The sequence below is a fragment of the Vibrio genomosp. F10 str. ZF-129 genome (genome assembly GCF_000287055.2).
Lineage (GTDB): Bacteria > Pseudomonadota > Gammaproteobacteria > Enterobacterales > Vibrionaceae > Vibrio.
This window is the reverse complement of record NZ_AJYQ02000119.1, coordinates 52440-73186: the sequence shown is the minus strand read 5'-3', so window position 1 is coordinate 73186 and position 20747 is coordinate 52440. Positions and strand designations below refer to the sequence as shown.

At 44.7% G+C, this 20747-nt stretch carries 20 protein-coding genes; 15 read left to right on the top strand and 5 right to left on the bottom strand.

Features of this window, described 5'->3' with window-relative positions:
* Positions 1-2 precede the first annotated feature (2 nt).
* The 9 genes from ccmB to A1QO_RS15580 all read left to right on the top strand — a co-directional run bounded on the left by ccmB (position 3) and on the right by A1QO_RS15580 (position 7403).
* Positions 3-671 carry a heme exporter protein CcmB gene (ccmB, locus tag A1QO_RS15620; RefSeq protein WP_017035207.1) on the top strand — a complete coding sequence of 223 codons (669 nt, stop codon included), beginning with the start codon at positions 3-5 and terminating at the stop codon, positions 669-671.
* A 69-nt stretch (positions 672-740) separates the two neighbouring features.
* Positions 741-1493: a heme ABC transporter permease gene (locus tag A1QO_RS15615; protein WP_017035208.1), complete on the top strand. Its 753-nt coding sequence runs from the start codon at positions 741-743 to the stop codon at positions 1491-1493.
* A 2-nt stretch (positions 1494-1495) separates the two neighbouring features.
* Complete coding sequence (ccmD, locus tag A1QO_RS15610) at positions 1496-1702, top strand: heme exporter protein CcmD (protein ID WP_017035209.1); 207 nt, start codon at positions 1496-1498, stop codon at positions 1700-1702.
* A complete protein-coding gene (gene ccmE, locus A1QO_RS15605) occupies positions 1699-2184 on the top strand; it encodes a cytochrome c maturation protein CcmE (RefSeq protein WP_017038077.1) in 486 nt (161 codons plus the stop codon). The genes ccmD and ccmE overlap by 4 nt, the downstream gene beginning before the upstream one ends.
* On the top strand, positions 2181-4160 hold the full coding sequence (locus A1QO_RS15600) for a heme lyase CcmF/NrfE family subunit (RefSeq protein WP_017035211.1): 1980 nt from the start codon (positions 2181-2183) through the stop codon (positions 4158-4160). The genes ccmE and A1QO_RS15600 overlap by 4 nt, the downstream gene beginning before the upstream one ends.
* On the top strand, positions 4161-4715 hold the full coding sequence (locus A1QO_RS15595; protein WP_017035212.1) for a DsbE family thiol:disulfide interchange protein: 555 nt from the start codon (positions 4161-4163) through the stop codon (positions 4713-4715).
* Positions 4712-5194 (top strand): cytochrome c-type biogenesis protein, encoded by a 483-nt coding sequence (locus A1QO_RS15590; RefSeq protein ID WP_017038079.1) that lies wholly within the window; start codon positions 4712-4714, stop codon positions 5192-5194. Before A1QO_RS15595 ends, A1QO_RS15590 begins: the two co-directional genes overlap by 4 nt.
* Positions 5194-6414, top strand: coding sequence for a c-type cytochrome biogenesis protein CcmI (ccmI, locus tag A1QO_RS15585; protein ID WP_017038080.1), 1221 nt, complete (start codon positions 5194-5196; stop codon positions 6412-6414). The genes A1QO_RS15590 and ccmI overlap by 1 nt, the downstream gene beginning before the upstream one ends.
* Positions 6415-6527: 113 nt before the next feature.
* On the top strand, positions 6528-7403 hold the full coding sequence (locus tag A1QO_RS15580; protein WP_017040417.1) for an MlaA family lipoprotein: 876 nt from the start codon (positions 6528-6530) through the stop codon (positions 7401-7403).
* Positions 7404-7499: 96 nt separating this feature from the next.
* Here A1QO_RS15580 and A1QO_RS15575 read toward each other — a convergent pair whose 3' ends face one another.
* From A1QO_RS15575 to A1QO_RS15560, 4 genes are all read right to left on the bottom strand, one after another.
* Positions 7500-8846 carry an outer membrane protein transport protein gene (locus tag A1QO_RS15575; RefSeq protein ID WP_017040418.1) on the bottom strand — a complete coding sequence of 449 codons (1347 nt, stop codon included), beginning with the start codon at positions 8844-8846 and terminating at the stop codon, positions 7500-7502.
* Positions 8847-9151: 305 nt separating this feature from the next.
* Complete coding sequence (locus A1QO_RS15570) at positions 9152-10459, bottom strand: outer membrane protein transport protein (protein WP_017040419.1); 1308 nt, start codon at positions 10457-10459, stop codon at positions 9152-9154.
* 260 nt (positions 10460-10719) lie between these two features.
* Positions 10720-11445, bottom strand: coding sequence for a DUF3379 domain-containing protein (locus A1QO_RS15565; protein WP_017040420.1), 726 nt, complete (start codon positions 11443-11445; stop codon positions 10720-10722).
* A complete protein-coding gene (locus A1QO_RS15560) occupies positions 11438-12013 on the bottom strand; it encodes a sigma-70 family RNA polymerase sigma factor (RefSeq protein WP_139152169.1) in 576 nt (191 codons plus the stop codon). The genes A1QO_RS15565 and A1QO_RS15560 overlap by 8 nt, the downstream gene beginning before the upstream one ends.
* 637 nt (positions 12014-12650) lie before the next feature.
* Here A1QO_RS15560 and fadI point away from each other — a divergent pair.
* The 3 genes from fadI (at position 12651) to A1QO_RS15545 (ending at position 16864) form a co-directional block, all read left to right on the top strand.
* Positions 12651-13976 carry an acetyl-CoA C-acyltransferase FadI gene (gene fadI / locus A1QO_RS15555; RefSeq protein WP_017035220.1) on the top strand — a complete coding sequence of 442 codons (1326 nt, stop codon included), beginning with the start codon at positions 12651-12653 and terminating at the stop codon, positions 13974-13976.
* On the top strand, positions 13976-16144 hold the full coding sequence (gene fadJ / locus A1QO_RS15550; protein WP_017040421.1) for a fatty acid oxidation complex subunit alpha FadJ: 2169 nt from the start codon (positions 13976-13978) through the stop codon (positions 16142-16144). Before fadI ends, fadJ begins: the two co-directional genes overlap by 1 nt.
* 171 nt (positions 16145-16315) lie before the next feature.
* Positions 16316-16864 carry an NAD(P)H nitroreductase gene (locus tag A1QO_RS15545; RefSeq protein ID WP_017035222.1) on the top strand — a complete coding sequence of 183 codons (549 nt, stop codon included), beginning with the start codon at positions 16316-16318 and terminating at the stop codon, positions 16862-16864.
* A 133-nt stretch (positions 16865-16997) separates the two neighbouring features.
* Here A1QO_RS15545 and A1QO_RS15540 read toward each other — a convergent pair whose 3' ends face one another.
* Entirely contained in the window at positions 16998-17876 is an 879-nt protein-coding gene (locus tag A1QO_RS15540) for a LysR family transcriptional regulator (protein WP_017035223.1), read from the bottom strand.
* Between the two features lie 248 nt (positions 17877-18124).
* On the opposite strand from A1QO_RS15540, the gene A1QO_RS15535 reads away from it, so the two are divergent.
* From A1QO_RS15535 to apt, 3 genes are all read left to right on the top strand, one after another.
* Positions 18125-19228: a response regulator gene (locus tag A1QO_RS15535; RefSeq protein WP_017035224.1), complete on the top strand. Its 1104-nt coding sequence runs from the start codon at positions 18125-18127 to the stop codon at positions 19226-19228.
* Between the two features lie 416 nt (positions 19229-19644).
* The gene (locus A1QO_RS15530) at positions 19645-20052 is read left to right on the top strand and encodes a YbaN family protein (protein ID WP_017035226.1); all 408 of its coding nucleotides are present in this window, start codon (positions 19645-19647) and stop codon (positions 20050-20052) included.
* A 141-nt stretch (positions 20053-20193) separates the two neighbouring features.
* Positions 20194-20739 (top strand): adenine phosphoribosyltransferase, encoded by a 546-nt coding sequence (apt, locus tag A1QO_RS15525; RefSeq protein WP_017035227.1) that lies wholly within the window; start codon positions 20194-20196, stop codon positions 20737-20739.
* The last annotated feature ends 8 nt before the right edge of the window (positions 20740-20747 follow it).

The following is a 20747-nucleotide window of genomic DNA, read 5'->3' as shown; positions in this document are numbered from 1 at the left end:
CGATGATCTCTACTATGAATACCATTGTTCGTCGAGAGCTATTGATCGCTTTCCGACGACAGGCTGATATTTTTAATCCGCTGTGGTTTTTTATCATCGTCATTACTTTGTTTCCATTGAGTATTGGACCAGAGCCAAACCTACTGGCTCGAATAGCTGCAGGGATTGTATGGGTAGCGGCATTGTTGTCCGCATTACTTTCGTTAGAGCGCCTTTTTCGTGATGACTTTCAAGACGGTGCTCTAGAGCAAATGATGCTTATGCCTATCCCACTACCTGTCGTGGTGATTTCCAAGGTGTTTGCTCACTGGGTGTTGACAGGGTTACCGCTGATTATCATTAGTCCTCTGTTATTGATTCTACTCTCTTTAGATTACGAGACGTGGAAGGCCGTGGTGTTGACGCTCATCATTGGAACACCTGCTCTGAGTTTTATTGGCGCGATCGGGGTTGCACTAACGGTCGGGCTACAAAAAGGCGGCGTATTACTCAGTCTGCTGATTCTGCCCCTGTATATTCCGATTCTGATTTTTGCGACGTCGGCTATCGACGCCGCTTCATTAGGGGCCGCCTATAATGGCCAGTTGGCTATTTTAGGGGCCATGTTAGCGGGATCGATGACAATGACTCCGTTTGCCATTAGTGTGGCACTTCGCGTTAGCGTCCATTAAAGAAATGACGAGTATAAATTATAGAACGGACATCAAGTTCGTCTTAACGAAGTTAGAGTGAGAAAGACAATGTGGAAATGGCTTCATCCTTATGCAAGGCCTGAAACCTCTTATCAGTTGTGTGGTAAGTTGATGCCCTGGTTTGCGGCACTGGCGCTATTGTGTCTGTCGGTAGGTACCATTTGGGGTTTGGTGTTCGCACCGTCTGATTATCAACAAGGCAACAGTTTCAGAATTATCTATATCCACGTACCGTCGGCGATTTGGTCGATGGGCGCATATATGTCGATGGCGACTGCGGCCTTTATTGGCCTTGTTTGGCAAGTGCGTTTATCCAGTATGGCCGTTTCTGCTATGGCTCCCGTTGGTGCCGTATTTACCTTTATCGCTCTGTTAACTGGTGCGGTGTGGGGCAAACCTATGTGGGGAACATGGTGGGTTTGGGATGCTCGCCTGACTTCAGAGCTCATTCTGCTATTTCTCTATCTCGGTGTTATTGCCCTTTACAATGCCTTTGATGATCAAAAAACCGCGGCGAAAGCGGCTGGCATTTTAGCTATAGTGGGCGTAGTGAATATTCCTATTATTCATTTCTCGGTTGAATGGTGGAACACGCTTCATCAGGGCGCAACCATTACTAAGTTTGACACCCCTTCGATTTCAAATGACATGTTGTGGCCGCTGCTGCTGAATATCTTTGGTTTTGCCTTTTTCTTTGGTTGGGTCACCATGATTCGCTTTCGTAATGAAATCATCAGTCAAGAAAGCCATCGACCTTGGGTCATTAGCCTTGCAACGCAAAAATCTCAGGGGAGTGTTTAATTATGTATTTTGATTCACTGAGCGAGTTATTGGAAATGGGCGGCTACGCGGTTTATGTGTGGAGCGCTTTTGGCATTACATTTTTATCAATGTTTATTATTTTAGTCACAAGCATTCGACGTGGTAAGGACTTACTGAAAGAAGTCCAAGCAAAAATAGAGCGTCAAGCTCGAATCGATGCAGCGAAGGATTTGGAGAACACCTTATGAACCCAAGACGTAAAAAGAGGCTCGGTATTGTCCTTGCGATATTTGTTGGTATGGCAACGACAGTTGGTTTAATGCTCTATGCATTGAATCAAAATATGGATCTTTTTTACACCCCAACCGAACTCGTCAATGGCAAGCCCAATGGCGGTAAGCCTGAAGTCGGGCAGAGGCTGAGAATTGGTGGAATGGTGGTTCCTGGTTCGGTATCTCGCGATCCTAAGTCATTACGTGTTAGCTTCGACCTACGCGATGTAGGCCCGACGGTGACGGTATTTTATGAGGGTATTCTTCCTGACTTGTTCCGTGAAGGGCAAGGCATTGTTGCTCAAGGCGTATTGACAGATGCCACCACAATAGAAGCCTTTGAAGTGCTTGCAAAGCACGATGAAGAATATGTGCCATCAGAAATTGCCGAAGCGATGAAAAAAACGCATGAACCGCTTCAGTACACTGAAGAGCAAAAACAAGGAAGCTATGAATGATTGTTGAAATAGGCCACTTTGCCCTTATCGTATCTTTGGGGCTGGCGGTACTTCTGAGTATTTTGCCACTTGTCGGTGCATCAAGAAACGACACGATGCTAATGAATACTGCAAGGCCACTGTCTTGGGGTATGTTCTTACTTATTATGGTGTCATTCATCGTTTTATTGTGGGCGTTTTACGTTAACGATTTTACGGTTCAATATGTCGCAAATAACTCGAATAGCCAGCTACCGTGGTTTTATCGTTTAACCGCGGTTTGGGGGGCGCATGAAGGTTCATTGCTATTATGGGCACTCATTCAAGCGGGCTGGACTGTCGCGGTTGCTTCATTTAGTCGTGGTATGCCACAAGAATCGGTTGCACGTGTTTTGGCAGTAATGGGCATGATCACCGTCGGCTTCTTGCTGTTCATCATCATGACTTCAAACCCGTTCGACCGAACATTGCCATTTTTCCCGGTTGACGGTCGTGACTTAAACCCGTTACTGCAAGATCCTGGACTAATTGTACACCCGCCTATGCTGTATATGGGTTACGTAGGGTTCTCTGTCGCCTTTTCGTTTGCTATTGCGTCACTCATGTCAGGCCGATTAGATACGGCTTGGGCACGTTGGTCTCGTCCTTGGACAACCGCAGCGTGGATTTTCTTAACACTGGGTATCTCTCTAGGTTCATGGTGGGCTTACTACGAACTTGGCTGGGGCGGCTGGTGGTTCTGGGATCCAGTCGAGAACGCGTCATTTATGCCTTGGCTTGCGGGTACGGCGTTGATGCACTCGTTAGCAGTAACCGAAAAGCGTGGTACTTTTAAGGCGTGGACAGTATTGCTGGCCATATCCGCATTTTCATTGAGTTTGCTCGGCACATTCCTAGTACGTTCTGGCATTTTAGTATCAGTACATGCATTCGCCTCCGATCCTGCACGTGGAATGTTTATTCTTGGCTTCTTGATCTTTGTTATTGGCGGCTCTTTACTGTTGTTTGCCATTAAAGGGGCCAAAGTACGTGTGCGAGGTAACTTTGATCTGGTTTCTAGAGAAAACGCATTACTCGGTAACAATATTCTCTTGATCGCTGCACTGACTGTTGTTCTGGTCGGTACATTATTGCCGTTAGTTCATAAGCAGCTTGGCTTGGGCTCAGTCTCGATTGGTGCGCCATTCTTTGACATGCTATTTGCTTGGCTCATGATTCCATTCTCATTTTTACTGGGTATTGGGCCACTTATCCGTTGGAAGCGTGATCATTTATCGAAGCTGATCAAGCCTATGGTGATTTCAGGTGTGTTATCACTGGGTCTTGCTGCACTTTCCGTTTATCTCTTTGCTGAACATTACAATGGTATGGCGTTCATGGGCTGGGTCATGGCTTACTGGATTATTACCATGCACGGCTTTGAACTTTACGAACGATCCACGCACAGACACAGCTTCGCAGTCGGTATCACTAAACTGCCTCGCAGTCACTGGGCGATGATTCTTGCTCACGTTGGTATGGCTGTGACCGTTATTGGTATCGCTATGGTTCAGAACTACAGCATTGAGCGAGATGTTCGTTTGGCGCCGGGCGAGCATTATCAAATCGAAGGGTATGATTTTTACTTTAAAGGATTACGTGATGAAGACGGCCCGAACTACGATGGTTTCATTGCTGACTTTGAAATCACCAAAGACGGTGAGTACGTTAATACTCTGCATGCAGAGAAGCGCTTCTATCGTACCTCTAAATCCATGATGACTGAGGCCGCTATTGATGCAGCCGTAACACGTGACCTTTATATTGCAATGGGTGAACGCCTAGATGACAACGTTTCATGGGCAGTACGTGTTTACTACAAACCCTTTATTCGCTGGATTTGGGGCGGTACGTTGTTAATGGCTTTAGGTGGCATTTTGGCAATCAGTGACAAACGTTACCGATTCCGAAAAAGCGATGAAAAGTCATCTGAAAATCGTGGTCTAAAGGAGGCATAAATGAATAAGAAAATACTGTTTCTGCCTTTTATTGCCTTTCTAGCATTGGCCGCTGTGTTTGCTACGCAACTGGCTCGAAATGCACAGGGAGACGATCCAACTAAGCTAGAGTCTGTACTGATTGGTAAGTCTGTTCCAGAGTTCCGATTAGAAGATCTTGCTCAACCCGGTAAGCTTTATAGCCAGGATATTTTTGTAGGCGAGCCGTTGCTACTTAACGTATGGGCGACATGGTGCCCAACGTGTTATGCAGAGCACCAGTACTTAAACGAGTTGTCTGCAAAGGGCGTAAAAATCATTGGATTGAATTACAAAGACCAACGTGACAAAGCCGTCGGTTGGTTGACGGATTTGGGTAATCCATATCTGATTAGCCTGTTTGATGGCGATGGAATGCTGGGGCTAGATCTCGGTGTGTACGGAGCACCAGAAACCTTTTTGATTGATGCTAAGGGTGTGGTTCGCTACCGCCATGTAGGTGATGTTAATTCACGTAACTGGGCTGAAAAATTGGGCCCAATGTACGCTGAGCTTCTCGCGGAGGCCAAACAATGAAAAAGTTAATCATGGCATTTTTTGCTGTTTTTGCTATTTCGATGGGAGCGAGTGCGGCGATTGATATCTACGAATTCGATAATCTTGAACAAGAATTACAGTTTAAAGATCTCAGCCACACGCTTCGATGCCCTAAATGTCAAAACAACACCATCAGTGATTCCAATGCCGAGCTTGCACAAGATTTACGTCAAAAAGTGTATGAAATGACAAAAGAAGGGAAGTCAAAATCAGAAATCGTTGATTACATGATTGCACGTTACGGTAATTTTGTGACTTACAATCCGCCTTTGACACTCGCGACGTCAATTTTATGGGGTGGCCCATTCATCATCATCGTAATCGGGTTTGGCTTGATTATTGTGCGCAGTAAAAAATCGAAAGCTGTGAAAGCCACAGCCGATGATGTCTGGGATGCCGATAAAGAAGCACGTTTGAACGCGTTGCTTGATGAAAAAAATGATGGAGACAAGCAGTAATGACATTATTTTGGGTCGCTTCTGTACTATTAATTCTCTTTGGTTGCTTAATGATTGCGCTGCCTGCGATAAAGCAAAAGGCCAACAATGACCAAATATTAAGAGATGAACTAAATAAAGCGTTATATAAAGACCGATTGTCTGAGCTTGCTGTCGAGACTGAGGAAGGCTTGGTTGATAACGAGCAAGAGCTGGTTTCGGATCTTAAACAATCACTGCTCGATGACGTCCCAACTGGTAGCGACCGTAATCGCGTATCGTCGATCTCACCGATGACGTTTGTCGTACCATCTGTATTGCTCGTGATTGTACTTTCTTACGGGGTGTACGCGAAATTTGGTTCAATGGATAAAGTCATCGAATGGAATGAAGTCACCAACACGTTGCCAGAATTGTCGAAAAAGCTAATGAATCCTGATGGGGTCACGCTCACTGATGATGAAATGGACGATTTGACCTTGGGCTTGCGCTCTCGATTGCACGTTGAACCCAATGATGCAACAGGCTGGTTATTGCTAGGAAGAATCGCATTAGCTAACCGCGATGTTGAAACGGCCATTGGGGCAATGAAGCGAGCGTATCGACTGGATACCACTGACACTGACTCTCAGCTAGGTTTTGCTCAAGCATTGATGATGTCTGATGATGAAGGGGAGCAAAACCGTGCTCGCTCGATTCTCAACAACTTAGTGCAGCAAGATTATGTTGATCTGCGAGTTTTCTCTCTGCTGGCCTTTGACGCCTTTGAGCGCCAAGATTACCCAGCCGCGATTAAGTTCTGGGGTGTGATGCAAAAAATGATTGGCCCAGAAGACAGTCGCTACGAAATGTTGTCTCGAAGCATTGAAAGCGCTCAAAACAAAATGGGTGAAACCATGACGGCGGCGGGTGGCAGTGTTGCCGTGACTATCGCGATCAGTAACGAGGTGAACGCCGCAGAGAATGATGCGTTAATTGTATCGGTACACAATGCAGATGGTTCGCCAATGCCCGTAGCTGCAGCGCGTTACCCGCTAGGTAGTTTTCCTCGAACCGTCGTTTTAGACGATGGCAACAGTATGATGCCAGGGCGTAACTTGTCGGATCTAGAAAGCTACATAGTGCGCGTTCGAATTGATACGGATGGTAATGTGTCAACCCGAGAAGGTGACTGGTACGGAGAAAGCCAAGTCGCACAATTTGGTGAATCGGTTGACGTTGTCATTGATAAACGTTATTGATAGCAAATCAGCTGTTATACTCATAACGATGCACGCTTAGTCATTGTTAACAAAGGCCGATGCATTCATCGGCCTTTTTGTTTTTTATACGCTTTACTTCATGGAAAAGGTAAATGGAATTAAACCGAGTGCGTTCAATTAAGCTCATGTTGCTGTCTGTTTTATTGACGGGCTGTGCTTCTTCACCTGATGATTCCGCATCAGACGATGCAGCACGTGGTTATTCAGCGCCAAATCATTCCACGACGGGCAATGCTGCTTTGGCGAATAGCCCTGAAAACGGCAACTCTTCTCAAAGCTCTGTATCCAGCCAATCGGGAAACGAAGGTGATCCGTTTGAAAGCTTCAACCGCACTATGTGGGCGCTTAACTTCGATTATCTCGATCCTTACCTGGTTCGCCCAACCTCATTGGCTTATGTCAATTATGTCCCTTCGCCGATTCGAAAGGGCATTGCGAACTTTCTTTCTAATTTGGATGAACCGTCTAGCGTGGTCAATAACCTCATAATGGGGAACGGTGAAAAAGCCTTAGATCACTTTAATCGTTTTTGGTTGAATTCAACGTTGGGTCTGCTTGGCGTCATTGATATTGCGTCTGAAGCAGGAATTATCAGGCACGGCGAAAAAGTGTTCAGTGATGCTGTCGGTCACTACGACGTAGGTAACGGGCCTTATGTGATGGTACCTGCTTATGGCCCTTGGACCGTTCGTGAAGCGACAGATGTCGTTGACAGTTTGTACGCGCCACTCTCTTATCTCAACATCTGGGCAGGGCTTAGCAAGTGGGCGCTAGAAGGAATGGAGTCTCGTGCTCGTTTAGTATCGCAAGAATCCATGCTCTATGATTCACCTGATCCATATGCGCTGAGCAAAGAAATCTATTTACAGAATCAAGATTTTAGAGCCGAAATTGAACGAGATGATTACGATGAAGATGAAGAGGATTTTCTCGATGATTACCTCGATGAAGAATTTAATCTCAATTAGCTTATATAGAAATGATGACATAAGACGTGAATAGAAAAAGAGGTGACAGTATGAGTGTCACCTCTTTTGGTTTTATCGTTGCTGTTCTATCAAACTTTAGAACGTGTAGTTCGCTTGCACACCGATTAGCCAAACATTACCTGTCGTTGTGCCAACAAACTGCCCGCCCACTTTTTCTGCGGTATCATCCGACTCATAACCGCGAGATTCTGTGATTGGGGCGTCTTTAGCGATAATGTAAGTGAAACCCGCGTCTAATGTCAGTTGCTCCGACCACTGATAACCAGCGCCAACGCTTAACCATGTACGGTCTGTTTCTGGAATGGTGATCGTGCGGTTCTTGTCGCTGACCGCAGACGTGTCGTAGGCGACACCGGTACGCAATGCGAGTTTAGGATCCACTTGATACGTTGCGCCGATAGCGAAACGGTAGTTATCTTCCCAGTTTTCAACTTTAACGGTTTGGCTACCCACCGTGTCTAGCTCGGCTTGAAGCTTTTCAAAAGAGCTCCAGTCGGTCCAGTTAAAGCTTGCGTGAATCGCGACAGTTTCGCTTACTTGGTGAAAGCTCGCTAACTCAGCTGTTGCGGGTAGAGCGAGATTCATGTAGCCCGTATCACGAGTCATCGGCACAGCTTGAGACCCCAAACCAAAGCCAATACCTTCAGCATAGCCTTCTAGCTTAAGCTTAACTTCCGACTTATACGCAAACCCGATACGGTGATCATCGTTGATTTGCCAGGCCGTACCGATTTGCCAGCCCCAAGAAGTGTCGTCGCCTTCCATGTATTTAAGTGCGGTGCCAGCGGGAACCGAGATGGGTGCTTGAGTGCTTGGGTTAACAGCAACGGCATTTTTAGCCGGGGCGGTTGCGCCAAAACTGCCTTCCCCCATGACATAGCGAATGCCACCGCCGATGCTCACTTGCTCAACGACTTGATAAGCAAAGTTTAGGTTGGCTTCTTTGGTAATCACGCTTGCTTCGTTACCAAAGTGCGATGCATTAAAATCGTCACCTAGGTCTGTTTCCATGCCGTAGTTAGTACCAAACGCCAAGCCAATCGCGAACTTCTCGTTATAACGGTGAGAAATGTAAAGGTTTGGAATAATGGCATCGTGAGCGAAGTCGCTAGAAGAAGCCTGACTTTGACCCAGTGCAGGGTGAGCGTGGGTCACTTTTCCTTCTACATCAATATTCGGGTTTACATAGATACCGCCTACTGAAATCTGAGTACCAGAAAGATACGTCATCATCGCGGGATTACGCCATTGAGCGCTGGCATTGTCGGCCATGGCTGCTTCGCCTGCATAAGCGCGGCCAAGGCCAGTTGCAGAGTATTCGGCGAGCTGAAAGCCTGCGGAAAATACGGCAGAAGAAGTAGAAAGCAGACCAAAGGCCACTGCGCTAGCTAGGAGAGTTTTTCTTGAAGTGTTGAAGTCCATTTAATCGTACCGTTCGCTGAGTTGAATCAATATCGTGGCTGAATGGTACGTTTAGAGTTATTACTTTAAAAATAAAAAAGAGTAAAACTAGAGTATTCAGACTAATTATCTTTAAAGTCGGTCTTATGCAGTTAAAAAGCCTAGATGTTATGAGGTTGTTTCATTTTTTGAGCGAACAGCTGTGATGCGAAATGAAAGGTTTTTGAAGAAGATTAGAGTTTTACAGGAAGGAAAAATAACAAAAGGGCTGGAAAACCAGCCCTTTAACAATCTTAAAAACAGCGACTACTTAAGTAGTAAAAAGCTTAGAAGCTACGGCTATATTGAAGACCGACTAGGATAGCATTTGCGTGGGTTGTACCAGAAATACTAGAGATGTTTTCCGCTGTACCTGTTTGGTGTTGAGTACCAAAGAATGGGTTTGCGTTAGACTCAGAAACTTTTACATCATCACCAAGTAGATATGTGAAACCAAAGTCTATGTTTGATGCCGTGTCGATATGATATGTGAAACCAGCAGAGAACCATTGGCGATCTGAATCTGGTACTGAAATCGAAGTAAGCTGATCTTGCGCACTCGTGTCATACATGTAGCCTGCACGTATTGTCCAATCTTGATTCAAGAAATAAGTACCACCCAGTGAGTAGTGCATACCATCTTGCCATTTATACTGATTTAGCTCACCAGCTTTTTCGCTTTTAAGTACATCAAATGCGCTCCAGCCGATCCACTGAACACTATAGTGAACTGCAAATTTAGTGTCCGTTATTTTATGGAAACCAGAGAACTCTAGCATATCAGGTAGTGGCATTAACAAAGTATCGTCTGAATACTTAACACCTTTAAATGTCACATCTCCATCTGCTTCTAACTCAGGGCTGTAGTGATAAGCTAAACCAAAACGATTGTTTTCGTCCAACTCATAAACAGTACCTAGGTTAAATCCAACAGCCCAACCGTCAGCATCTACATCTAGAGCTTTGTCCGTACCTAATGCGCCTGCAATTGCAGGGCTAAAGCTTCTTTGTAGCTTACCTTGACCATAGATTAGATCGAGGCCGGCACCAAAGCTCCATTGTTCGTTTAAACGGTAAGAACCAGCAAGACCAAAGTTCATGCTCTTAACATCAGTCAAACCGCCATATTCATAGCCTGCATATGTGCTATCAAATTCAGTTTTTGTACCAAAGTTAGTATAAGCATTAATACCCCAAGCAAACTTATCATTTACTGGAACGATTAAATGAATATTTGGCACAAGTGACGTATCACCAGCATCACTGTAGTTGGCGCTTTCTGAGCCCATAGCCCCGCCAGTAACTTGGCAAGTTGGACCACAGTAAGTTGCGTCTTTCACTTCAATTTGAGAGGTAATGGATGTGAAACCCAGAGACAATTCGACAGAGTCAAACAATGCCATTGCAGCTGGGTTACGTGCCATGACTGATGCATTATCAGCAATAACAGCGTCACCAGCGAATGCACGGCCAAGACCGGTTGCTGATTGAGCGTTAAGTTGGAAACCTGCTGCTACTACTTGCGCAGAGGCAAGAGAAGCTGAGGCAATAGTCACTGCGAGAAGCGATTTTTTAAACAGACGCGAGTTGTTCATAGTTGCTTTTTCCTTTTTGTAATATTCGCCTCTAGTTGGGCGATATATTTGAGCAAATGCTCAGTTGGTGGCTGATCCTAGACTCAAGTATATAGCAAACAAATCCGACCACCGTTAAATTGGCAGTGAAAATTAATGAAATGATGCCTATCTGGCAGGAAAAAGGGAATAAAACGCTGTTTTTAGAGTTATGACTCTACAAAATAGGCTCAAAAAAGGCCCTGATATGCAATCAGAGCCTAGTATGAAATAAGCACGGTTTATAGGCTAGATATCACAGACGAGGCAAGTTTTTCGGCAATTTTAGCGACGTTTTCGCCTTCCTCTCCAACCACGATTAAGCTTGCGTTGGCTAAAGGTTCAACAACGCCCGTCATGCCTTTTTGGTCAAAGACCTTACGATCGGCTTGAGATATGTTGGTGATGAACAGCGTGACTTTTCCATGTTCACCTTCAAACACCATGTGTAGTGCGTTGGAATCACCAAAACCACAGTGATTCAAATAGTAAACATGGTAAGGAAAATCGCTTTCAAACTTCATTTTAAACGGCTGCATCTTAGCATTAATTTGAAATAGACCAACTCGTTCATCAAGTGGTGAAATAAAATCACGCTCATCAATGACATGTTTTACTGCGGTTTCAGCCAGGCTCGCCTGAGCAGGAGAAACCAGCAGATTCCCCCAGTTGAGTTGCCCAGCTAACAAGCCAAAGGCAAAAGCCACAGAGGCCGCCATGGCCATTGAACGCTTAACAAAGTTAGGCCGAATAACATTAGGTTCTTCATCTGGCTGGCTGAATAGAATTTTATCAGCGAGATCTTCAGGCACATCAACATTCATGGCCTTTAGAATCTTACTGTCTAGATCAAGAGCGTCGTCTAAAAACTTAGCGTTGGCTTCGTTACTATTTATCGCGTCTATAATGTCGTGATCTCGTTGTTTAGGATCAGACATGACATGGCGGCGAAATTCTAAATCATCCATTTTGCTGCCCTCTTGTAGATTGTGATGACTCCATCATCTCTTTTAATTGGTTTCGTGCTCTGAACAGTCGTGTCATTACGGTGTTTTTATTGAGATCGAGAATGGAACCTATCTCTTCACCACTAAATCCGCCGACAACCTGTAAGAAGAGTGGTTCGCGATATTCGACATCCAATTTCATGATCAATGTTTGTACCCATTCAGATTGGTGATGAGCATCATCGCTGACGATGGCATCATTACTGTAATCATCGATGTCGACTAAATCGAACTGCTTTCGTTCAAAGCGGCGAGCATTCTCGCGCCTCAATATCGTAATGAGCCATGACTTCGCAGCTTTTTCATCTTGTAAGCTATCGAGTGATTTCCATGCTCTTAAGCAGGTCTCTTGCACCAGATCTTCTGCAATGCTTTTGTCTTTGCATAGCCAAAAGCCATATCGAAAGAGGTCACGGTGATAGGCACGTACGAGTGCTTCATATTTTCTTTGTTTGTCCATATCAGAGTTGACCGTACGTTTTGGATTTTTCTTTCCAAAGAATTCGATTATTGACACATAAGTCTCCATCCAGGGGTCATGAGCACGAAATATGAGATAAAATTGATCTACTTCAAAATCTTATACTTAATTGTGGCTATAGTACAACCTGTCATCTAGCTAACTCTATGAGTTAGTGTGTTGAGCAAGGTGACACTTCCTTTTGAAGGCTGACTTTACTTTCTCCTAATCAGGAAACTGATTTTTCAATTGGCGTTAAGTTGATTGCTTTATACATTCCAACCACACAACTTTGTGTGGTTTTTTTTTGCTTTTAATTCATTCGCTTATGTTCTTAAGTGCCTGTTTCATGGTTAACGCTCTTATTGTTCTACGTCAGTGTTTGCGCAATAGGCTAGTCAATTAACTAACCCGTTTACTGTTTCATCCATTACGCAATAGCCCTCTGTATCTGGCCGTTCTCATCCCTAACGTCCAAAAACTAATCAGACTGTTCCGACTTTTAACGTGTAAAAACGGATAAATTTAATGACCAGTTCTACTTCTTATCCATGATGCTCCCTCATTTGTGGCTCCCTCAATATCGCTTAGTTCACGTTTATTCAAACGTCTGTTTGATTGTGTTAACAATTTCGTTACAATGCATCAGGTCTGACCTCTATCTTTGAATGAAGAATGTTTTGAATGGCGAATGTAAGGAGAACTAATGGGCAAGCCAAATAATATTAATAAGCAGATACTGCAAACACGTTCCGGTGAACGTATTGCTATCGTTGCGGGGCTTCGAACCCCTTTCGCTCGTCAAAGTACAGAATTTAGCCATGTACCTGCGGTTGATCTCGGAAAAATGGTGGTCAATGAGCTACTAGCACGCAGCGAAGTCCCTGCGGAACTGATCGATCAGGTGGTGTTTGGCCAGGTCGTTCAAATGCCTGAAGCCCCAAATATCGCTCGCGAGATAGTGCTGGGTACTGGGATGAACATTCATACCGATGCTTACAGTGTGACCCGCGCGTGCGCTACGAGTTTTCAATCGGCAGCCAATGTGGCCGAGAGCATTGTTTCTGGCACTATCGATATTGGTATTGCTGGGGGGGCAGATTCTTCATCGGTTCTTCCGATTGGTGTGTCGAAAAAACTGGCCGCTAACTTACTTGCGTTGAGCAAAACCAAAACCGTTGGGCAAAAGCTTAAAATCCTTAAAAACCTATCACTCAAAGATCTGGTTCCTGTACCGCCTGCCGTTGCTGAGTACTCAACGGGCATCTCTATGGGACAAACCGCCGAGCAGATGGCGAAAACGCATGGTATTTCAAGAGAAGATCAAGATGCGTTAGCGCACCGTTCCCACACACTTGCAGCAAAAGCTTGGGATGAAGGAAAGATTTCAGGTGAGGTCATGACCGCCTTCCCTGACCCGTATAAAAAGTGGATAGATAAAGACAACAACATTCGTTTAGATTCCAGTTTAGAAGGGTACGCCAAGTTACGTCCTGCGTTTGATCGTCAATACGGTTCGGTGACCGCAGCAAACAGTACACCTCTGACTGATGGTGCTGCTGCTGTCATGTTAATGAGAGAAGGCCGCGCAAAAGAGCTGGGCCTTGAAGTCATGGGTTACATTCGTTCCTATGCGTTTTCTGCCATTGGCGTTGAGAAAGACATGCTCATGGGTCCATCGTTCGCCACACCTATCGCGCTTGCAAGGGCAGGCATTGAGCTTTCTGATCTCACGTTGATCGATATGCACGAAGCGTTTGCAGCACAGGCGCTTTCTAATGTGAAGATGTTCGCCAGTGACAGTTTTGCTCAGCAGCATTTAGGCCGAGGCAAAGCGATTGGTGAGATTGATATGGATAAGTTTAACGTACTTGGCGGTTCGTTAGCGTACGGCCACCCATTTGCAGCAACGGGGGCAAGAATGATCACTCAAACACTGCGTGAATTGAAACGTCGTGGCGGCGGATTGGCGCTTAATACCGCGTGTGCAGCGGGTGGCTTAGGTGCAGCAATGATTTTGGAGGTTGAATAATGTCTCAGTCTAAAGCGTTCCACTTGAAAGTGGATGACAATAAGGTGGCTTGGCTTTCAATTGATGTGCCGGGCGAGAAGATGAACACGCTTCAGTCTGCCTTTGTTTCCGAGATTAAAGATATTTTGGTTGAACTTGAATCTTATCAAGATGAACTCAAGGGCGTGATTATTCATTCCGATAAGCCCGACAACTTTATTGCGGGTGCCGATATTCGCATGTTAGCGGAATGCAAAACAGCCCAAGAAGCCCAAGCGCTCGCAGTGCAAGGGCAAGAGATGTTTCAGGCGTTATCCGATTTACCTTACCCTGTTGTTGCCGCTATTCATGGGCCTTGTCTAGGCGGTGGATTAGAGCTAGCACTCGCATGTGATTACCGTGTGTGTACTGATTCAGATAAAACGCGCCTTGGTTTACCTGAAGTGCAACTGGGCTTGCTGCCAGGTTCTGGCGGTACGCAGCGGTTATCAAGACTGATTGGGCTACTGCCTTCGCTTGATATGATTCTAACGGGCAAACAGCTTCGTGCTAAAAAAGCGAAAAAGCTGGGTGTGGTGGATGCCTGTGTTCCGCAAAGTATTTTATTTGATGTGGCTTTGTCCATGCTTGAGAAAGCATCCAAAAATAAACATAAAAAGAAAAAATCGTCGACCAAAGAAAAGTTGATGTCTAATACTGGGCTTGGTCGTAAGGTGATTTTTGAGCAAGCGGCAAAGAAAACCGCTCAGAAAACACGGGGCAATTACCCAGCGGTTGATAGTATTTTGGAAGTCATCCGTTATGGTTTAGAAAAGGGCATCAAAAAAGGGTTAGAGCAAGAAGCGAAACGTTTTGGTGAGTTGGTGATGACTGACGAGTCTAAAGCGCTTCGTTCGATTTTCTTTGCGACAACGGAAATGAAAAAAGAGCACGGCAGCAGTGCTGAGCCAGCAAGTATCGATCAAGTAGCGGTATTGGGCGGCGGTCTTATGGGGGCAGGGATCAGTCACGTTACCGTCACCAAAGCCAAATTGCCTGTACGTATCAAAGATGTGTCTAATGATGGCGTGTTAAACGCGCTGAGATACAACAATAAGTTGTTTGATAAGCAGCGCAAGCGCCGAATCATTTCTAAAGCTCAACAGCAATCTAAAATGATGCAGATTTCAGGCGGTATCGATTTCGCACGTTTTAATACGATGGATGTTGTGATTGAAGCGGTTTTTGAAGATCTTGATTTGAAACAGCAAATGGTTGCGGATGTAGAAAGCTACGTGAAAGAGAGCACTATTTTTGCGACCAACACGTCTTCTTTACCGATCGCTAAAATTGCTGAGAAAGCGCTTCGCCCACAAAATGTGATTGGCTTACACTACTTTAGCCCAGTTGAAAAAATGCCATTGGTGGAAGTCATTCCACATCAATCGACCAGCGACGAAACGATCTCTACGGTCGTCGCGTTAGCGAAAAAACAGGGTAAAACACCGATTGTCGTTAAAGACTGTGCGGGTTTTTATGTGAATCGAATTCTTGCCCCGTACATGAATGAAGCCGCCGAGGTGTTGCTATCAGGAGAGCCGATTGAGCATTTAGATAAAGCGCTGCTTAATTTCGGTTTCCCAGTAGGTCCGATTACCTTGTTGGATGAAGTGGGTATTGATATTGGCGCGAAAATTATGCCCATTTTAGTCTCAGAGCTTGGTGAACGTTTCCAGGGCCCAGATGTCTTTGACACGCTACTCAATGATGGCCGTAAAGGAAGAAAGAGTAATAAAGGCTTTTATTCCTATAAAGGTAAGAAGAAGGACGTCGATAAGTCGGTTTACAAATTGCTTAAATTGAATCCTGACATTCGTTCGAGCGAGAAAGACATTGCTATCCGATGTACCTTACTGATGCTCAATGAAGCGGTTCGCTGTTTAGATGAAGGCATTATTCGCAGCCCTCGTGATGGCGATATTGGGGCGATTTTCGGTATCGGCTTTCCGCCATTCCTTGGTGGCCCGTTCCGTTACATCGATAAACTGGGCGTTAAGACGGTAGTGGAAATGCTTAACCAACATGCGGAAAGATACGGGAATCGTTTTGCGCCATGTGATGGGTTATTGACCCGAGCAGAAATCGGTGAATCCTTCTACCCTGACGCTAAAAAATCACAAGACGAACCGCAAGGCGATAACGCCGAGTAGTCTCGAACGGGGTAGCGGTGTTAGGCCGTGACCCTCTATATCCCTCGTTATATCAGGGCTTTGCTATAAAAAAGGCGAACATTTAGTGTTCGCCTTTTTCATTATTGAGAGCTATTATCAATAACGTATTAGCGTAACTTATCTAAAATGATGAAAATAGAAGGACGTAAAATGGATGCTCTTGATTTATTGCTCAATCGTCGCTCGATAGCAAAGTTGTCAGCGCCGGCTCCTGAAGGGGTAGCATTAGAGAATATTATTAAGGCTGGATTACGAGCGCCAGATCACGCCGCGTTGACCCCTTGGCATTTTGTGATTGCACAAGGTACGGGGTTAAACAAACTTGCTGCGATATTAGAACAGTCGGCAATTAATGCGGGTAGAGAGGAAGCGGTGGTAGAGAAAGCCAAGAAGGCGCCTTTTCGAGCACCGATGGTGATCACCGTGATTGCGAAAATTACACCTCATGAAAAAGTCCCTGCGGTAGAGCAAGTGATCTCGGCAGGATGTGCGGCTCATGCCATGCAAATGGCAGCAGTAGCGCAAGGCTTTCAAGGCTTCTGGCGTTCAGGGAAATGGATGTTCGACGCTGAGGTGAGAAAAGCGTTAGGTGCTAGCGAACAAGATGAAATTGTTGGCTTTTTGTATCTTGGAACACCGGGCTGCACACCAATGAAAGTGCCAGAAAGAGAGTTGTCGAAATTCGTATCGTTCTTGTAATTCGGCTAAGCCACGTATGCATGAACGAAAAAGCGAGAGCCATGAACTCTCGCTTTTTTATTACCTATGCATTACCTATGTATTTCCTAATTTCTGATCTTTATTCTTTGGTGCGTTTCTATCGCTCATCGCTTTATTTTGGTAGCGAGTACTCGATAACAAAATCAATAAATAGGCGTACTTTTTCAGGCTGATGCGCTTTGTGGTTATAAAGCATATAGATATCTCTAGGGTTGGCACTCCAATCACTGAGAACCCTGACCAACTCACCATTCTCAATATATTCTTTTAGCATCACATCGGGCATAAGCGTGATGCCTAAACCGTCAGAGCAGGCCGTTCTGACAATATTGAGAGTACTGGCACTAAAACGGCCTTTTTCATTATTAACTACCGTTTCACCAGAGAGGTTAGACAACTGCCAACGAATAAGCGGATGACCCTTTAATAATGCATGATCACTGAGCTCTTCCGCATGTTTTGGTTCTGGTACCGACGCCAAGTATTCAGGGCTAGCCACCAATATATCTTTGACTTCGCTAATTTTCCGCGCGATGAGGCTAGAGTCTCGTTGTGGCCCGACTCGAAAGATCACGTCCCACTCGGTTGGATCTAGCTCATCGGCATGGTTGCTCATCGCCAACTCGATATTGATGTCTGGGTATCGTTTCATGAATGCGTTTAACATCGGCATCATCAAACGCTTTGTTAGGTTAGAAGGCGCAGAAAGCTTTATCTTACCAGCCGCCCCTCGGCACTCATCGGACAGTTCTTCGGTCATCGAGGTGAGTCGCTGTAATAACGGCCCACACTCATTGAAGAAACGTTCACCTGCTTCGGTTAAGGAAAGTTTACGCGCATGGCGGTTCAGCAATCGAAGATTTAGGGATTCTTCCAAGGCTTGAATACGTCTAGTAATGGTTGCCACCGGAACTAGGGTTTTTCGAGAAGTTGCAGTGTAGCTCCCATTCTCGACAACAAGTCTAAAGAGATTTAGGTCGTCTATTTTCATTCTTACCGGTACGAATTTTACATGTCGTTACAATCTATACGTTTATTAGTTGCTAAAATATGAGGCGCGTCAATAAGTCGTGATAAATGTGCCTATGTGTACATATAGTATGCAACTGAGCTAAAAAACGGAATATTTGTATAAATTAACTTTCGCGGCTATTTTTAAGAGTAAGTTTTATAGCTAACAAAAATAATAATAATAGTAATAGAAACGTTAGTGAGTTTGGATAGATGAGGTTAAATCTTATGTACAAAAGTCACAGTTCGGCTGCGGTGCATTCGGCATACTCGGCACCAGATAACAAGTTAATTTTGCTCGTTGATGACGACCCTGTGTTTCGTCGTATCGCGGGTGGGTATTTAGAGAGTCAAGGTTATGGTGTTGTAGAAGCTGAAAATGGCTTAGAAGCACTGAAAAAACTCAGATCGGATGAACCCGATCTCGTTATTAGCGATTTATCCATGCCGGTCTTAAATGGCATTGAGTTCGCAGAAGAAGTGAGCTTGGAGTATCCATCGTTACCTCTGATTGTGGTTTCCGCAACGGACGACATGGCGGATGTCGCTAAAGCGCTTAAATTTGGCATCAAAGACTTTTTGCCAAAACCCATGACCAACTTTGAGCATTTGGGCAGCGCCATTGAAAGCACTATCGAAGACAGCAGTGATCACTTGTCTGATATGCGTGACTTTGCGACCCAGTGGTTTCAGGTGGACGATGGCGGCGAAGTGCCAGAAGATCAGGAGCTGCACTGGCATTTAGAATACTTGCAAGAAAACCCAAGTGCAGCAAGAGACCTTCTTCATGCACTACTGCCAGAAAAAGACACATCACAAGGTGTCTGGAAGTGTAACTATCGGTTACTCCAATCGACAGACAGCATGCCATTAGTATTTGACTATGCGTGGTTGATGGATGGTCAATTTGTTTTCTATCTAGTTGATGCGTCGTCAAGTGAAACCCATGGTGCGGCAACGACGTTACTGGTAAGAGCGCTGTTTCATGATTATTTGAGAAATATTAAGAGTGGTCATGTTGACTTAAAAGATCTTGGGACGATTATTGAAAGAGGAATCAGTTGCTCAACCTGTGCTAACCCTGTGAATGCCATATTTGGTATTGCCGACCTAGCAGAAGGTTCGGTCACGATACTGCCCGCAGGTTTAGATGCACAGTGGTCCAATGGGTACACTTCTCAGCACATCGCTGGTGGCGTGATGTTGGGCGATAACTGCAATAAAAACTTTATGACCTCTGATCTTGCCATCAACAGTGCGTGCCAACTTTCTTTAAGTAAATTAGGTATCAGCAGCTTTGCCCTAGATATTTATCAAGGAGCAAATGCATAAGGCCCGAACAATACTTCAAGTCGAAAGAAGTGAAGTATTGTTCAAGAAAAACAATTCAAAGTGGTTAAAACACCAACAAAAACCCTAGTTTTTGTTGGTGTTTATCTCTTTTGTGATCAGTTATAGTTCGCGAACAACAAAAAACGCTCATTTATTTAGCAAAATTTCAACTTTGCGATGACCTAGAGCGACAAAGATAACCTTCACACTAGAGTAGTAAAATCATGGCAGACAATGACTTTCAAGAACCTTATAATATCTTCTACTTCCTCGGATTTATCGCCGTCTTATCCATTCCCTTGCTTCCAATGATCTTGACTTGGATTCGCGTGTTTAATGGTTACGCGGTGTTTTAGGGTTTCTTAGCGCCGTTTTTCTAAAGCGCCGTTATTTTCCATAGCATATCTATTTAGTTATTGTTGGAGTTCACCATCAATATTCGTCGTATCTTCCTCAATATTGTTGGTGGCTTGAGTTTATTTTTAGGCCTATTAGGCGTTTTACTTCCTCTTCTTCCGACCACTCCATTTATATTACTTGCCAGTGCCTGCTTTATGCGCAGCAGCCCCCGTTTTCATCAATGGCTACACAGCCATCCAACTCTCGGCCCAATACTGACCCATTGGCACCAACATCGTGGTGTCACATTGAAAGTCAAACAAAGAGGAACGGTAATGATAGTGCTTAGCTTTTCGTTCTCTATTTGGGTCATTCCGCACGTTTGGTTAAATGCCGCGCTGTTGATATTCATGTTTGTCCTGTTAGCGTGGTTTATCCGTTTACCTGTGATAGAGTCGGTTGCTGATAATAAAGAAACCCACTAAAATTACATTGGCCTACTCATGAAGTGGGCATTTTGTTTTTTATCGCAACAGGTTGTGCTATTTGTTGCACTGTAATCAATGCTGATATGCCCAAATGAACGTACTTTTGGGTGAATTTGCCAATCGAAAGAAAGTTGAATTATGACGACCGAAACAATTTCACTGATCAAATCTAGTATCAAAAGTATTCCTGACTACCCAAAGAAAGGCATCTTATTTCGTGACGTAACCAGCCTAATGGAAGATGCACAAGCTTATCGTGCAACGATTCAGCTGTTGGTCGAAAAATATAAAGATATGGGATTCACCAAAATTGTAGGTACGGAAGCTCGTGGCTTTCTATTCGGTGCTCCTCTTGCTCTAGAGCTGGGTGTTGCGTTTGTTCCTGTGCGGAAACCAGGCAAGCTTCCTCGTGCAACCATCAGTCAATCTTACGAGCTAGAATACGGCACTGATACACTGGAAATTCACACTGACGCGATTTCTGATGGCGACAAAGTTTTGATGGTGGATGACCTACTTGCGACTGGCGGTACCATTGAAGCGACAACGATATTGATTCGTCGTTTAGGCGGTATTGTTGAACACGCTGCGTTCGTTATCAACCTACCGGAAATTGGTGGAGAGAAACGTTTAGCGGCATTGAATCTTGATGTTTATAGCATTTGCGAATTTGAAGGCCATTAATCTGGTTA

What these genes read in the sequence shown, in the direction of transcription:
- ccmB (WP_017035207.1), top strand. Translation starts at nt 3, where the DNA reads ATGATCTCTACTATGAATACCATTGTTCGTCGAGAGCTATTGATCGCT.
- A1QO_RS15615 (WP_017035208.1), top strand. Translation starts at nt 741, where the DNA reads ATGTGGAAATGGCTTCATCCTTATGCAAGGCCTGAAACCTCTTATCAG.
- ccmD (WP_017035209.1), top strand. Translation starts at nt 1,496, where the DNA reads ATGTATTTTGATTCACTGAGCGAGTTATTGGAAATGGGCGGCTACGCG.
- ccmE (WP_017038077.1), top strand. Translation starts at nt 1,699, where the DNA reads ATGAACCCAAGACGTAAAAAGAGGCTCGGTATTGTCCTTGCGATATTT.
- A1QO_RS15600 (WP_017035211.1), top strand. Translation starts at nt 2,181, where the DNA reads ATGATTGTTGAAATAGGCCACTTTGCCCTTATCGTATCTTTGGGGCTG.
- A1QO_RS15595 (WP_017035212.1), top strand. Translation starts at nt 4,161, where the DNA reads ATGAATAAGAAAATACTGTTTCTGCCTTTTATTGCCTTTCTAGCATTG.
- A1QO_RS15590 (WP_017038079.1), top strand. Translation starts at nt 4,712, where the DNA reads ATGAAAAAGTTAATCATGGCATTTTTTGCTGTTTTTGCTATTTCGATG.
- ccmI (WP_017038080.1), top strand. Translation starts at nt 5,194, where the DNA reads ATGACATTATTTTGGGTCGCTTCTGTACTATTAATTCTCTTTGGTTGC.
- A1QO_RS15580 (WP_017040417.1), top strand. Translation starts at nt 6,528, where the DNA reads ATGGAATTAAACCGAGTGCGTTCAATTAAGCTCATGTTGCTGTCTGTT.
- A1QO_RS15575 (WP_017040418.1), bottom strand. Translation starts at nt 8,846, where the DNA reads ATGGACTTCAACACTTCAAGAAAAACTCTCCTAGCTAGCGCAGTGGCC.
- A1QO_RS15570 (WP_017040419.1), bottom strand. Translation starts at nt 10,459, where the DNA reads ATGAACAACTCGCGTCTGTTTAAAAAATCGCTTCTCGCAGTGACTATT.
- A1QO_RS15565 (WP_017040420.1), bottom strand. Translation starts at nt 11,445, where the DNA reads ATGGATGATTTAGAATTTCGCCGCCATGTCATGTCTGATCCTAAACAA.
- A1QO_RS15560 (WP_139152169.1), bottom strand. Translation starts at nt 12,013, where the DNA reads ATGGAGACTTATGTGTCAATAATCGAATTCTTTGGAAAGAAAAATCCA.
- fadI (WP_017035220.1), top strand. Translation starts at nt 12,651, where the DNA reads ATGGGCAAGCCAAATAATATTAATAAGCAGATACTGCAAACACGTTCC.
- fadJ (WP_017040421.1), top strand. Translation starts at nt 13,976, where the DNA reads ATGTCTCAGTCTAAAGCGTTCCACTTGAAAGTGGATGACAATAAGGTG.
- A1QO_RS15545 (WP_017035222.1), top strand. Translation starts at nt 16,316, where the DNA reads ATGGATGCTCTTGATTTATTGCTCAATCGTCGCTCGATAGCAAAGTTG.
- A1QO_RS15540 (WP_017035223.1), bottom strand. Translation starts at nt 17,876, where the DNA reads ATGAAAATAGACGACCTAAATCTCTTTAGACTTGTTGTCGAGAATGGG.
- A1QO_RS15535 (WP_017035224.1), top strand. Translation starts at nt 18,125, where the DNA reads ATGTACAAAAGTCACAGTTCGGCTGCGGTGCATTCGGCATACTCGGCA.
- apt (WP_017035227.1), top strand. Translation starts at nt 20,194, where the DNA reads ATGACGACCGAAACAATTTCACTGATCAAATCTAGTATCAAAAGTATT.